The sequence below is a fragment of the Polynucleobacter sp. es-GGE-1 genome, from assembly GCF_018882005.1.
In the GTDB taxonomy this organism is placed as follows: domain Bacteria; phylum Pseudomonadota; class Gammaproteobacteria; order Burkholderiales; family Burkholderiaceae; genus Polynucleobacter.
The window spans coordinates 78,513-91,595 of the sequence record NZ_JACVPE010000002.1 but is presented as its reverse complement, the minus strand read 5'-3'; the positions used below and the strand labels follow the sequence as shown (position 1 = coordinate 91,595).

Annotated in this window: 19 protein-coding genes; 6 read left to right on the top strand and 13 right to left on the bottom strand. The window is 44.4% G+C overall.

The window, feature by feature from the left end; all coding sequences use genetic code 11:
- Positions 1-7: 7 nt before the first annotated feature.
- Complete coding sequence (locus ICN35_RS01465; protein WP_216123686.1) at positions 8-463, bottom strand: CBS domain-containing protein; 456 nt, start codon at positions 461-463, stop codon at positions 8-10.
- A 75-nt stretch (positions 464-538) separates the two neighbouring features.
- A complete protein-coding gene (locus ICN35_RS01460; protein ID WP_216123685.1) occupies positions 539-1,387 on the bottom strand; it encodes a YhjD/YihY/BrkB family envelope integrity protein in 849 nt (282 codons plus the stop codon).
- Between the two features lie 19 nt (positions 1,388-1,406).
- Between ICN35_RS01460 and wrbA the strand changes: the two genes are divergently transcribed.
- From wrbA to ICN35_RS01440, 4 genes are all read left to right on the top strand, one after another.
- Positions 1,407-2,009, top strand: coding sequence for an NAD(P)H:quinone oxidoreductase (wrbA, locus tag ICN35_RS01455; protein ID WP_216123682.1), 603 nt, complete (start codon positions 1,407-1,409; stop codon positions 2,007-2,009).
- 3 nt (positions 2,010-2,012) lie between these two features.
- On the top strand, positions 2,013-2,411 hold the full coding sequence (locus tag ICN35_RS01450) for a DUF2069 domain-containing protein (protein ID WP_370625641.1): 399 nt from the start codon (positions 2,013-2,015) through the stop codon (positions 2,409-2,411).
- Positions 2,408-3,823, top strand: coding sequence for an FAD-binding oxidoreductase (locus ICN35_RS01445; RefSeq protein ID WP_216123679.1), 1,416 nt, complete (start codon positions 2,408-2,410; stop codon positions 3,821-3,823). Before ICN35_RS01450 ends, ICN35_RS01445 begins: the two co-directional genes overlap by 4 nt.
- An 87-nt stretch (positions 3,824-3,910) precedes the next feature.
- Positions 3,911-4,096 (top strand): hypothetical protein, encoded by a 186-nt coding sequence (locus ICN35_RS01440; protein WP_216123678.1) that lies wholly within the window; start codon positions 3,911-3,913, stop codon positions 4,094-4,096.
- A gap of 38 nt (positions 4,097-4,134) precedes the next feature.
- Here ICN35_RS01440 and ICN35_RS01435 read toward each other — a convergent pair whose 3' ends face one another.
- The gene (locus ICN35_RS01435; protein WP_216123675.1) at positions 4,135-5,319 is read right to left on the bottom strand and encodes an MFS transporter; all 1,185 of its coding nucleotides are present in this window, start codon (positions 5,317-5,319) and stop codon (positions 4,135-4,137) included.
- Between the two features lie 132 nt (positions 5,320-5,451).
- Here ICN35_RS01435 and ICN35_RS01430 point away from each other — a divergent pair, with 132 nt between their 5' ends.
- Both ICN35_RS01430 and ppk2 read left to right on the top strand, forming a co-directional pair.
- Positions 5,452-5,727, top strand: a complete 276-nt coding sequence (locus ICN35_RS01430) for a serine/threonine protein kinase (RefSeq protein WP_216123674.1) — start codon at positions 5,452-5,454, stop codon at positions 5,725-5,727.
- Between the two features lie 3 nt (positions 5,728-5,730).
- Positions 5,731-6,501 (top strand): polyphosphate kinase 2, encoded by a 771-nt coding sequence (gene ppk2, locus ICN35_RS01425; RefSeq protein ID WP_215297098.1) that lies wholly within the window; start codon positions 5,731-5,733, stop codon positions 6,499-6,501.
- Positions 6,502-6,552: 51 nt separating this feature from the next.
- Here the strand turns inward: ppk2 and ICN35_RS01420 are convergent, their stop codons facing one another.
- From ICN35_RS01420 to ICN35_RS01375, 10 genes are all read right to left on the bottom strand, one after another.
- Positions 6,553-7,449: an alpha/beta fold hydrolase gene (locus ICN35_RS01420; protein WP_216123672.1), complete on the bottom strand. Its 897-nt coding sequence runs from the start codon at positions 7,447-7,449 to the stop codon at positions 6,553-6,555.
- Positions 7,450-7,460: 11 nt separating this feature from the next.
- Positions 7,461-7,721, bottom strand: coding sequence for a hypothetical protein (locus tag ICN35_RS01415; RefSeq protein ID WP_216123663.1), 261 nt, complete (start codon positions 7,719-7,721; stop codon positions 7,461-7,463).
- 9 nt (positions 7,722-7,730) lie between these two features.
- Positions 7,731-8,414 (bottom strand): DUF3313 domain-containing protein, encoded by a 684-nt coding sequence (locus ICN35_RS01410; RefSeq protein WP_216123661.1) that lies wholly within the window; start codon positions 8,412-8,414, stop codon positions 7,731-7,733.
- 23 nt (positions 8,415-8,437) lie between these two features.
- Positions 8,438-8,833 (bottom strand): hypothetical protein, encoded by a 396-nt coding sequence (locus ICN35_RS01405; RefSeq protein WP_255535669.1) that lies wholly within the window; start codon positions 8,831-8,833, stop codon positions 8,438-8,440.
- Positions 8,834-8,850: 17 nt separating this feature from the next.
- Positions 8,851-9,585, bottom strand: a complete 735-nt coding sequence (locus ICN35_RS01400; RefSeq protein ID WP_215297091.1) for an amino acid ABC transporter ATP-binding protein — start codon at positions 9,583-9,585, stop codon at positions 8,851-8,853.
- A gap of 53 nt (positions 9,586-9,638) precedes the next feature.
- On the bottom strand, positions 9,639-10,307 hold the full coding sequence (locus ICN35_RS01395; RefSeq protein ID WP_215297089.1) for an amino acid ABC transporter permease: 669 nt from the start codon (positions 10,305-10,307) through the stop codon (positions 9,639-9,641).
- Between the two features lie 32 nt (positions 10,308-10,339).
- Positions 10,340-11,122, bottom strand: coding sequence for an amino acid ABC transporter permease (locus ICN35_RS01390; protein WP_216123659.1), 783 nt, complete (start codon positions 11,120-11,122; stop codon positions 10,340-10,342).
- Positions 11,123-11,176: 54 nt separating this feature from the next.
- Positions 11,177-12,085, bottom strand: a complete 909-nt coding sequence (locus tag ICN35_RS01385; protein ID WP_216123658.1) for an amino acid ABC transporter substrate-binding protein — start codon at positions 12,083-12,085, stop codon at positions 11,177-11,179.
- A gap of 206 nt (positions 12,086-12,291) precedes the next feature.
- Positions 12,292-12,600 (bottom strand): hypothetical protein, encoded by a 309-nt coding sequence (locus tag ICN35_RS01380; protein WP_370625649.1) that lies wholly within the window; start codon positions 12,598-12,600, stop codon positions 12,292-12,294.
- A 69-nt stretch (positions 12,601-12,669) separates the two neighbouring features.
- Positions 12,670-13,002, bottom strand: a complete 333-nt coding sequence (locus tag ICN35_RS01375; protein WP_251374825.1) for a nucleotidyltransferase family protein — start codon at positions 13,000-13,002, stop codon at positions 12,670-12,672.
- Positions 13,003-13,083 lie beyond the last annotated feature (81 nt).

Below are 13,083 nucleotides of genomic sequence, written 5' to 3'. Positions count from 1 at the left end.
GAAATCCTTAATTAGCGGCCTTTTCAGTATCTTCTGGCCAGTCGCGTATATAGGCCTTGAGCATCGAGTTCTCGAAGTCTTGAGCTTCTACAACAGATTTTGCTACATCATAAAAAGAGATCACACCCATCAACATCTTTTGATCAACTACTGGCAGGTAACGAGCATGATCAACTAACATCATGCGACGTACTTCATCGATTTCAGTTTCCATATTGCAGGTCAAAGGCTTCTGATTCATCACTGCATTGACTTGCAAATCATCTAATTTCCCATGATGGCTTGCTAATGCTGCAATCACTTCACGAAAAGTGAGGATCCCAACTAGCTTGTCATACTCCATCACAACCAAAGAGCCAATGTCATGCTCGCTCATAATCAGCACTGCCGTTTGCAAAGCAGTCTCGGGCGCAACGGTAAATAAAGTGCTGCCCTTCACACGCAGAATGTCATGAACTTTCATGTCGTCTCCAAAACAATGAATATCTCAGTTCAATATAGACCCAAGCAAGCACCGAATCAAGATTTATTGTTTGTTTTAGTAACGAATAACCCTAATGACGCCACTTCGAATGCTTGGTAGATTCGCTACTAGGACGGCTCCAGCCAAAGTAATCCACCAAGTCAGGTAAATCCAAAGCAAGGCTAGCGGAAAGATAGCAAAGGCGCCATAAACCGTTTTATAAAAAGCGGTATGGGTTAAAAAGACTGCAAACCCAAACTTCATGATTTCAAAGCTGAGGGCGGCAAAGAAAGCACCAAAGATAGCATCTTTCCAAAAAATTTGAGAATACGGCAGGATCTTGTAAACAACCGTATAAACCAAGACAGCCAAAAATAGTGGTGTCACTGTAGCGATGAGACGAAAACCAATGGAGACTGCCTCCGTCCAGCCCTGAGAAGCGCTTAATAAGACGCCACTTAAGTAGATACCTAGTCCTAATAATATGGGTCCCAAAATGGTCGCAGCCCCATAAATCACAATCTTTTTATGAAGCGGGCGATTTCTTTGTACCTTGAAGATTTGATTAAATGCCCCTTCAATGACTGACAAAGTCATGATGGCAGTAATAAATAAGCCAGCTAAACCCAAAAGAGTTAAGCCCCTGGCTTGCGCAGAAAACTGATCCAAGTAAATAAAGAACTGTTGATTAATCCCGCCCGGCATATAAGTATCTAATAGCCAAGTCTTAAAGGCATTTTTAATCTGAATCACCTTGGGTAAATAGCCAATCAGCATGGTTGCAATCGTGACCATAGGAACCAAGGAGAGAATCGTTGTGTAGGCTAAGCTGGCTGCGATTTGGTTCAGTTTTTGGTCTCGATTACCCTCCCAGATCTCTTTAGCAAGAGAGAGCCATAATTGGGGGTTACGAAAAAGGCGCATCGCCGTATCATAAGAGAATATGAACCAACACGATATTTTAGTTTTGTACTACTCCCGCTATGGGGCAACCAGAGATTTAGCGCGACTCATTGCCGAGGGTATTGAAAGCGTTCCTGGGGTCAATGCTCGTCTCAGAACGGTTCCTCCGGTTTCCACCGTTTGCGAGTCTAGCGAACCTGCGGTCCCAACCGAAGGCGCCCCCTATGTTGAGTATTCTGATTTACAAGAATGCATTGGATTGGCACTCGGTTCGCCTACCCGTTTTGGCAATATGGCCGCTCCCATGAAATACTTTTGGGATGGCAGCTCTTCCCAATGGTTAAGTGGTGCACTCATCGGTAAACCAGCTTGCGTGTTTACCAGCACCGGCAGCATGCATGGCGGACAAGAAAGCACTCTGCTGACGATGATGATTCCCCTGCTTCATCACGGCATGCTGATTCTTGGTTTACCTTATAGCGAATCTGATTTAATGTCCTCTGCCACAGGTGGAAGCCCCTATGGCGTAACTCATCTTGCCCATGCCGATGGGAATGCTCCGATTAGTCCAGAAGAACAACGCTTAGCAAAAGCGCAAGGTAAACGTCTCGCACAAACCGCACTGAAGCTGATCAAGACTTAATGCATGATGGCTATGAAAATTCTGGATAAAAATCCCTATCAATTAATTGCTACCGCTGCATTTATTGATTTGTTCATTTTGTGTGTTGCTTGGGAGTGGTTTATCTCGCCTCTGCGACCTGGTGGCTCTTGGCTGATTCTGAAAGGCATCCCATTGCTATTTGCTATTCCAGGCCTCTGGAAAGGTCAGGTTTACACCATGCAATGGGCTTCCATGTTGATCTTGCTCTACATCACCGAAGGCTTAGTTCGCATCCTAGAAACTGGTGCCAATTTTTGGATGGCTGTCTTAGAAACTGTATTAGCAACGATTGGTTTTGTTTGTTTGTTAATGTATTTAAAGCCCATTAAAAAAGAAGCGAAGAGCTTAGCTAAACAAAAGTTACAAGCAGCGCAAAAATGAATCAGATCCTTGGCGAGCTCCATCAAATTCTAGAGCAGAAATTTATTCTGACCGCAGATCAGGATAAGGCACCTTATCTCACTGATTGGCGCAAGCGTTACACGGGCAAAGCCTTGGCCGTGGTCTTACCTAAAACAGCCCAAGAAGTAGCCAAGATTGTGCAACTGTGTGCAGCCAACCAAATTGCTGTGGTTCCCCAAGGTGGTCATACTGGATTTTGTGGGGGCGCTACACCAGATGACTCTGGTAAACAGATTGTGCTCAACTTAAAGCGTATGAATACCATTCGAGAAATTGATGTTGCTAACCAAACGATTACTCTTGAAGCAGGTTGTATTTTGCAAGCGGTTCAGGAAAAAGCTGCCGAGCAAGACTTCTTATTTCCTTTGAGCTTAGGGGCAGAAGGTAGCTGCATGATTGGGGGTAATTTAGCTACCAATGCTGGTGGCACTAACGTGCTGCGTTATGGCAATACCCGCGATCTGTGCCTTGGTCTCGAGGTAGTAACCGCGCAAGGTGAAATCTGGAATGGCTTAAAAGGTTTACGCAAAGACAATACTGGATACGATTTACGAGACCTCTTTATTGGCTCTGAGGGTACTTTAGGCATTATTACTGCCGCTGTCATGAAGTTATACCCGCTGCCAATCTCTCAATGGACAACCTTAGTGGCAGCCGATAGCGTTGCCTCAACCATCGCTCTACTAAATTTATTTCAAAAGCGTGCCACTTCCCTTTTGACCGGATTTGAGATGATGACCCAAGAATCCTTGGCCCTCAACGAAAAGCATTTTCCGCAGATGGCAAATCCCCTAAAGGGAAATCCACCCTACACCGTCTTGATTGAATTATCAGATCATGAAAGTGAAGCCCATGTGAGGCAACTGCTAGAAACGATCCTGGAAGAGGCATTTGAGGCAGGATTGATTGCCGATGCCGTGATTGCAAATAGTCTAGCTCAGGCCAATACCTTCTGGCAGATGCGAGAGCACATCACCCTCGCTCAGGCTCAAGAAGGCGCCAACCTCAAACATGACATCACCATTCCGCTTTCAGCCTTGGAAAGCTTTATTCAGGAAACAGATACTTTGATGCGCTTGAAATACCCGGGGGTCAGAATTATCAATTTTGGCCACTTAGGCGATGGCAACCTTCACTACAACATTGCTCCCCCATTAGGAGTAGACCCAAAGGCATTCAATTTGGTCAATGAAAAGCCGATTCATGATCTGATCTATGCTCAAGTTGAGCGCTGCCAGGGCTCTATTTCTGCTGAACATGGGGTTGGCCAGCTTAAATTAGATGGTTTGCGGGCTCATAAGGGTGAAGTTGCCCACGACCTGATGAAGATCTTAAAACGGGCTCTGGACCCTCAAAACATCCTCAATCCACATAAAGTCGTGTCTATTTAAGAAATTTCTGATTTTTTAGGAATTTTTTGTATTTTCTGTCATCTAGACTTCTTTCTGATGCGTTGTATGGCCATGGAGGTGACAAATATGTCAACAAGACTCAAACGTTGGGCCCGCGCTATTCAGCAAAATGATGTATCCAAAAGAACGCCTGAAGTGGCTATTGGTTACTTAGACAGCAAATATCGCGATATTGCATGGCGTTATATCCGAATTCTTGGCCTTGAACGCACTATCAGCTTCATGGCTAGCAATAACTTCCATCCAGAATAAGTAACACCTTAAGAAATAAACCTAAATACTTGATGTATTTAGGTTTTTTCTTTTATGGGCCTATATACCCAGAAGATTAATAGGAGCACTGCGAAAGCTGAGCAGGCACCTGAAAAAAGAAATGCGGTAGTTGGGCTACTAGACTCATAAAGCCAACCAAAGATTAAAGAAGCTGGAAGAAGCATGATTCCAGAACTCAAATTGAACCAACCAAAGGCTGTCCCAGTTAATCCGCTAGGGGCTAAATCTGCCACAAGAGCCTTCTCTACCCCTTCGGTTGCCGCCTTAAATAGGCCATAAAGCGCGAATAAACCAAAAAGCCAGCCAACTGTCAGGTTGGAGTAGCTCATACCGGCATAAATCAGGGCATATGCAGCCCAAGCGATGGCTATGAAATATCGACGGCTAAATCGATCCGATAGCGCAGAAAGCGGAGTTCCAAAAACAGTCGTTATCAGGGAAATCGTCGCCCAGAGCAAGGGTATTTGTTCTTGAGGCACTCCAAGCTCTCTAGCCCTTAATAGCAAGAACATGTCTGAAGAATTGCTCAATGCAAAAAGGCCAACTACCAATATATAGCGCTTAAATTCAGGGGGTAGACCTGCCATAGACCAGGTAAATTTCAAAGGGGCATCATCGCCAGCAACCCTCGGCGGCTCTTTTAAGCACAACGCAAGCATTACGGTAATAACCCCGGGAATAATGGCCCAGAAAAAGATCTCACGCAGTGGTACATGTTGCGCAAGCAAGAAAGCTGCCAAGATGGGACCAACGACCGCACCAGCATTATCCATAGATCGATGCAAGCCAAAGGTAATGCCTCTCTGATTAGCGGGAACACTTTCCGCTAGAAGCGCATCCCGGGGAGAGCTTCTGAGCCCCTTACCCAGACGGTCAGTAAATCGAATCATCAGGACCACTAGCCATGAATTAGCAAAAGCAATGAGCGGCCTTCCAATGCCAGCGAGAAGATAGCCAAACACAATCCAAGGTTTTGTTTTCTTGGTTCTGTCTACGATGACTCCAGATACCAGTTTGAATAAGCTTGAAGTGGCCTCAGCAATACCTTCAATAATGCCAATCGCTTTAGGCCCTGCCATTAAAACGGAAGCTAAATACAAAGGCATCAAGGGATAGAGCATTTCACTGGCCGAGTCATTCACAAAACTAATGAGGCCTATTAACCAAACAGTCTTGGGTAATGTAGACAGGGTTTTGAACATATCTAGCCAATGTAGCACTATTCAATAGCTTTAGAAATTATTTCCAATAGCGTCACAATTGCTTGAAACTGAGCCTAATAAGACGTAGGATGAGTGATGCATTTGTGAAAATCACACCTAATAGGAAACATCATGAGTCAAAAGAAATTAGTAAAACAGCTGATGAAAAAGCTCGATAAGCTCGAATCTGATCGTGAAAAATTGATTGATAAGTTGGCTAAAGCACTCGATAAATTGGAAAAGAAAGAGGTCACCAAAAAACCCCCTGTAAAAAAGACTGCCGTCAAGAAAACCCCGGTCAAGAAAGCGCCCGTTAAAAAAGCCGCCGCCAAGAAAACGACTGCACGAAAAGCGCCAGCTAAAAAGAGTTCAGCTTCTCCGCCGGCCTCACCGAGTTCTGCAGCTTAAAGGGTGAGCAAGGACGATAACAATAGTGATCATCATGGTTACTATCGACTTTTACAGATTGAATTAGTCAAACTTCAGCGAGAGATCATTGCAGGTGGTTTGAAACTTTTAGTCATTCTTGAAGGTCGCGATACCGCTGGCAAAGATGGCACGATCAAACGGCTCACAGAAAATCTGAGTCCTCGCGAAACCCACGTTGTTGCTCTTGGAAAACCCTCCTCTCGCGAGGAAGGCGAATGGTATTTCCAGCGTTATGTAGCAGAGCTGCCTTCTGCTGGTGAATTTGCAATCTTTAATCGTAGTTGGTACAACCGTGCCGGCGTTGAAAAAGTCATGGGATTCTGCACTGAAGCCCAGTACAAACACTTTATGGGCTCAGTGAATGATTTTGAGTCTTTATTGACGGGCTCTAACATTCAAATCATGAAGTACTATTTAGATATTGATAAAAAAGAACAGGCCGATCGTTTAGAAAGTCGTAAGACTGATCCACTGAAGCAATGGAAGGTCAGTCCTATTGATGAGCAAGCTCAAAAGAAATGGGAGGCTTATAGCATTGCCAGAGATCTCATGTTAGAGCAAACCAGCTCGAAAGATGCACCTTGGACTGTGGTGAATGCTAATAGCAAAAAAGAAACTCACCTGAATCTGATCGCCGATCTTCTATCTCGAATGCATTACCACGGCAAAGACGCAAAATTATTATCAGTGAATCCAGAAATAGTGATGCCCTGCCCACCATTAGGTACTAAGGCACCAAAATTAGCCTATTAATTCGTTTGAGTAACTTATTTAACTACAAGCTTAGTTACAGCTAGAGTTACCTTACTCTTTAAAGAATTTTTTCGCTTCGACTATTAATTCATCAGGCAATTCTTCTGGGATGTAATGTCCAGAAGTTAAGGCCCTCCCTGAGACTTCATAAGCGACCTCTTGCCAATCCTCTAGAGGCTTAAAGCATTTATTTACGAGACCATGCTCGCCCCATAAGACATGGATCGGCATTTGTAATTTCTTGCACGACTCGCGGTCTGCTCGATCATGAACGAGATCAATAGTGGCAGCAGCCCGATAGTCTTCACACATGGCATGCATACTTTGGGGGTTGCTGGCTCCTGCCAAATATTCCGCCCAACGGTCTGGACTAAAAATTCCAGTACCTGCATGGCGACCCATGTGATTTTTTAACCAATACTCGGGGTTTGCGCCAATCATGGTTTCTGGCACGGGTTCTGGTTGAATGAGGAAGAACCAATGCCAATACCCTTTGGCAAATTCCATAGTGGTGTTTTCATACATGGTTAGTGTTGGGGAAATATCCAAGACCATTAGCTTCTGAATACTACTGGGATAGTCCATAGCCATGCGATGCGATACTCTTCCGCCACGATCATGCCCCAACAAATAAAACTGCTCGTGACCTAAAGCCTTCATCAAGGAATGCTGATCCGCTGCCATGGAGCGTTTTGAATATGTGGAGTGGTCTGACTTGCCGTGTGGTGCAGATGACCCACCATAACCTCGCAAATCTGAGGCAATGACTGTGTAATGTTTAGCGAGTGCAGGAGCAACTTGCTGCCAAATTGCCTTGGTTTGTGGAAAGCCATGCAATAACAATAGCGCCGGACCACTGCCACCAACTAAGTAAGCAATCTCAATCGGACCATCATCTGATGGAACAGTCATAATCTTTTGGTCGAATGCTGGGAATGTGACGCTCATAGTGTAGATACTTATCGATCTGCTGCTGCTTGAATCTCAGCAACAGTTAAGTAGCCTTTATTGCCAGAATCAAGATAGTTAAAGTGATCATAGATACGCGGCATACAACTTTTTGCCTCAACCTGAGTCAATTTGCCATCATGATTGATGTCACACTTAGCAAACCGCTGCGCAATCTCTTGATTGCGGGATGCATCGTCTGCATAACTCAATGCAGGAATGACCGCCAAGGCGGCAATACAAGAAAATATGGAGACATAAGAACGTTTCATAGAAAAGTCTTACTTCCCAGTTGGGGTTGGATTGGCAGAGGTTTCCATGGCAACACGCACTACCTTCTTAGCCATCTCAATAAAGGAGTCTACTGAACCCGAACCAGTTCTAAATGACTCGCCCTGGATGGTAACCAAGCCTTCGCCTAATAACTGCTTAGACAAACTATCGGTTATCTTACTTTCTACCAGTAAGGCAGGAGTTTTGGAATTCACACCACCAGCATAGGCAGCGGCATTCACCGCCAAACCAATGGGAGTGAAATTCCAAGGTTGTAGGCTATCAGCTGAATTTTCTGCGCCTGTAATACCAACGGTAACTCGGGCAACACCCGGACCAGGGCTAGTGACAATGCGAATATTCCCACGAGAATTAATAGCGGCCACCATCGAGTCTTGCAGAGTAACCTGCGCTTGAGAAATGGCCTCAGCACTCACCTCTTTCGTAGCGCTTTGATTCAAGTAAATGGGATCCAAAATAACCGCGGTATAGCTAGCAGGATTAATGCCTGCAATCCGGTATCGCCAAATCCGAGTATCCGATTGGCTGGTAGCCATTGGCTCGAGCAGGGAGTAATTGGGTAAAAAACCTGATCTAGGCATCGGTTCAGAAGCCAGTTTTGGAGTATTGCTACAGGAAAGCAAGCCAATAGCAACAAGTGCTGAGGCAATAACGACATTCAATTTACGCATGATGCTTTCTTTTTAGATACAGATTAGTCCGGAGATGGACACGGTAACATACCGCCAGTTTTTTTATGAAGCTGTGGTTTGCAATCGACTTGCGGTGTTACCTGAACTGCAGGGGTCGACTTTGTTGTGGTAGTTGCGATTGGTATTGCTGCTGTACCAGCATTAGAAATGGTTGGTGGAGCAGCAACGGCTGTAGTTGAACTAGTTGTCGTGGCTCTAGGTGGCTCCAGACCAACAGAGCGATAGAAAGATTTATCCGTACCTGGGCACGGCATGACAGCACCAGTCTTTGGATTAATGACATCTTTACACTGAGGATTCGCCTCAAGCCTAGACTCTAATTTGGCTACAGTACAAGCTGAGAGCATCAACATACCAAGCGTTGTGGCGATGCATAACTTGGTAAATGAATCATTCATTAATAATAGTGTTTTCTTTAGTGATCTAATATTTTTGAGAGGAAGTCTTTTGCACGATGGGATCTCGCATCTGGGTTGCCGAAAAATTCATCTTTGCTGCAATCCTCCAGAATACGCCCTTGATCCATAAAGATCACGCGATTACTGACTTTACGAGCAAAACCCATCTCATGGGTAACGCAGCACATGGTCATTCCTTCATTTGCAAGCTTCACCATAACATCTAAGACCTCACCAACCATTTCAGGATCTAGGGCCGAGGTTGGTTCATCAAAAAGCATCACAATCGGATCCATGCTCAAGGCACGCGCAATGGCAACACGCTGTTGTTGACCGCCTGAAAGTTGCCCAGGAAACTTATCTTTCTGAGCAGTTAAGCCAACACGCTCGAGATACTTTAAGCCATGCGCATTAGCCTCGTCAGCAGAACGACCAAGCACTTTCATTTGCGCAAGCGTTAAGTTCTCGGTAATGCTCAGGTGCGGAAACAGCTCAAAGTGCTGAAACACCATTCCCACTCTGGCCCGTAACTTTGGTAGATTTGTTTTAGGATCATGCAAGCGCACCCCATCCACAGTAATCTCACCAGCCTGAAAAGGCTCTAGAGCATTGATGGTTTTAATCAAGGTCGATTTACCTGAGCCTGAGGGTCCGCAAATCACAACTACTTCCCCTTTTTGAATATTGGTAGTGCAATCGGTCAGGACTTGAAAGTCTCCGTACCACTTCGAAACGTTTTGCAGTTCTATCATGAGGATTTAGGAATAGTCAGTATTAAATAAATAAGGGATAAATTACAAATGTATTAACGAATAATCGCTACTTTGGAGTGAACTGCTCTGACGATCTTCGATAGCGAGAAACAAATAATGAAATAGGTAAAGGCAGCCAAGAGATAGGTCTCCATAGGACGGCCATAGTTCTTGCCGGCAATCTCAAAGCCCTTTAATAAATCATAAGCACCGATGGCATAAACCAAGGAAGTATCCTGAAACAGAATGATGGTCTGCGTCATGAAGACGGGAATCATGTTTCTGAAGGCTTGCGGCAATACGATAAAACGCATATTTTGACCATAGGTCATGCCTAAGGCTTCCGCAGCATATCCTTGACCCTTGGGTACCGACTGAATACCAGCGCGCACAATTTCAGAGAAAAATGCTCCCTCAAAAGCAATAAAAGTGATGGTGGCGGATAAGTCAGCACCGATGGGCCTGCCAATCAACATGGGTATCAATAAAAAGAACCACAAGATCACCATCACCAACGGAATGGAGCGCATGGTATTCACATAAATAGTTGCTGGGTAGACTAAGCTAGGTCTACCAGATAAGCGCATCAAAGCTAAGAAGGTACCAAAGACAATCCCGCCAACGGTCGCAATGACTGTCAGTTGCACACTAAACAGCATGCCTTTCAGGATGTAATTCGTGAAGAGTTCCCAGTTATAAAAACTGAGGTCTAGGCTGAGCATAAAACCACCATGAAATGATTCATAGCATTCATTTAATGTGCTGCCACTTCTGTATTAGCAACAATGAAGCCAGGAATGCGAGAGCGCTTTTCAATATAGGTCATCACACGATTTACTGCGAATGCCGATAAAGCATAGAGCAAGGTTACGGCTAAATAGATTTCAACTCCATGCGAAGTTTCTTCTTGAGCCTGCATAGCGAATAGTGTGAGTTCAGGTACCGAAACCGCAAACGCTACTGATGAGTTTTTGATGAGATTCATGCTCTCAGAAGTAAGAGGTGGAATCACTATGCGCAACGCCATTGGCAAAATAATGTAGCGATAGCTTTGAAAGGTAGTTAAACCCAAAGCAGTTGCTGCTGCTTTCTGACCGGAGGGAAGTGACTGAATGCCTGCCCTCACCTGCTCTGCAATCCGTGCAGAAGTAAAGAAGCCTAAAGCAATGCTGACTAACAGATAAGATGGAAATGCTTTCAAGGGCTGAAAGAAGGCTGGTATCACGTGATACCAAAGAAATACTTGAACCAAAATCGGAATGTTTCTAAAGAGTTCTACCCATGCGGTAGAAAAGCGTATCAAGAAACGGTTCAATGTCGTTTCTGTGGGTAAGGTACGTAAGGTGCCCATGACAGCACCAAGTGACATAGCGATGGTTAGACTAAGAGCGGCGACAGCCAGTGTCCAGCCCCAAGCCTTCATGAGCCAGTCTAAATAACTGGGATCAACGTTTTGACCGATACCTAATAAAGCGGAGAAGCAGTGATCAACTACTTCTCCGTCTAAGGTACTTTTACAAAAGATTCCTAAATCCATAAATCCGATCGCATAAACATTAAAGCATTCAGATTAATTAACTTGCGATCTCAATTATTTGTTGTAATCTTCTGCCGGTTTGTCGTTCAAGTTTGCCCAAGCATTCTTGGTTGCTGGAGACAGTTCAAGACCTACTACGATATTTTTCGGTGGAATTGGCGACAAGAACCACTTGTTCCATAAGCCAGGCATTTTGCCGTTTGCAACAATCTTTGCAATTGCTGCGTTTACAGCGGCCTTAAATTCTGGATCATCTTTACGAACCATGATGGCGATAGGCTCTGTACTCAATACTTCGCCAACGATCTTGTAATCTTTAGGATTCTTCGAGTTAGCAATGTTGCCGGCCAAAATTGAACCATCCATCACGAATGCATCAGCGCGGCCAGACTCAAGCAATAAGAAGCTATCCGCATGGTCTTTACCGTATACCTCATCAAAGTTCACGCCATTGGCTTTTTCATGCTTACGGAGCAACTGAACAGAGGTTGTACCGGTAGTAGTAGCTACTTTCTTGTTAGCCAATTGAGAAATAGAAGTAATGCCGGAATTTGCTTTAACAGCAATCCTGACTTCTTCTATATATAAAGTATTCGCAAAACCCACATCCTTAGCGCGATTAGAATTATTAGTAGTTGAGCCACACTCAATATCAACAGTGCCGTTTTGCACTAAAGGCACACGGTTTTGGGAAGTCACTGGCTGATAATTAATACGCAAAGTGCTCAAGCCAAGCTTATCTTTGATATCACCCAAAATCATGCGGCACACTTCCACATGGTAACCATCAAAGCGGCTGTCGCCAGTCGTGTAGGACATTGGGATAGAGGATTCGCGCACACCCATGGTGACAGCACCTGTAGATTTAATTTTGTCCATCGTCGCACTTGCAGCATGAACGCTCATGGTGCTCATGAATAGCCCAGCAATCAGGCCTGCTTTAATTAAAGACTTGTTCTTCATCGTTTTCTCCAGTTTTTACTTGTATTAGTGATCAGTGTTTATCAATAAATAGCTGTAACTGTATTTATAGCAAATTTATGAGTGACTTATGCTGAATCAGGTCTACTTTTGAGACTTTTTGTGACCTTCTGAAGCGAGCAGAGATAAAACTAAGGGTATTGGAGAATTTGGCCTGCCCAGCACGATTCGAACATGCGACCTACGCCTTAGCTAAATTTGGCGCACAAGGCTTCAACAAATATATCGGCCTGATTAACAGCCCAAGTGGCATCTTCTTCTAAAATGGAGTCACCCTTATAGTCCGCCATCAATCGAAGATCCTCAACCTTGTTTAGAGACTTGCCAAGCTCTACGGAAACTTGACCAGATTTAACAAGCTCAAGACTAAATTTTGAAATAAGGCCACTATGGGTTTTCCTATTAACTGTTGACTCGCCGACACCAGATGCCAAAAAGGGCTCCCCTAGCAGCATCAAACATCGCATAATAAGCGCGGTTACAAGCACCATCAACATCCCCAGTATTTAACAAAATTCGAGCTGAAGTTACTGCAGTTTGAGCTTTAGTAAACAGTTCTTTCGCCTTCAAAGAACAATACCTTCATTTTGAATATTCCTTAAAAGACTGGGATTGGAGTAATTTTCTGGGTGATCCCACTCCTCCTGCCAGATAGGTAGGGGTTGAATCCGGATGCCGGAGTCCAATAGAACATCATAGGCCAGATCATCCATCGCAAACTTGGTTGCCATAAAACGACCCACCTTGCCTCGCAATAGAATGGCAATATCAGCATCACTTTCGCTTTGATGTGTATTGCGAGCGCGACTACCAAACAAAAAAACCTTGCTGACATCGTATTGATGAGCAATTTTTTCCATAAATGCGTGAGCTGCATTTTGGGTGGCTATATCAATCATGGCTGCATTCATAATGTGCAATTATGCTAATAAATACGTATCTCAGCAACAGATACACAGTAAACAGGGTTACAAATTGAG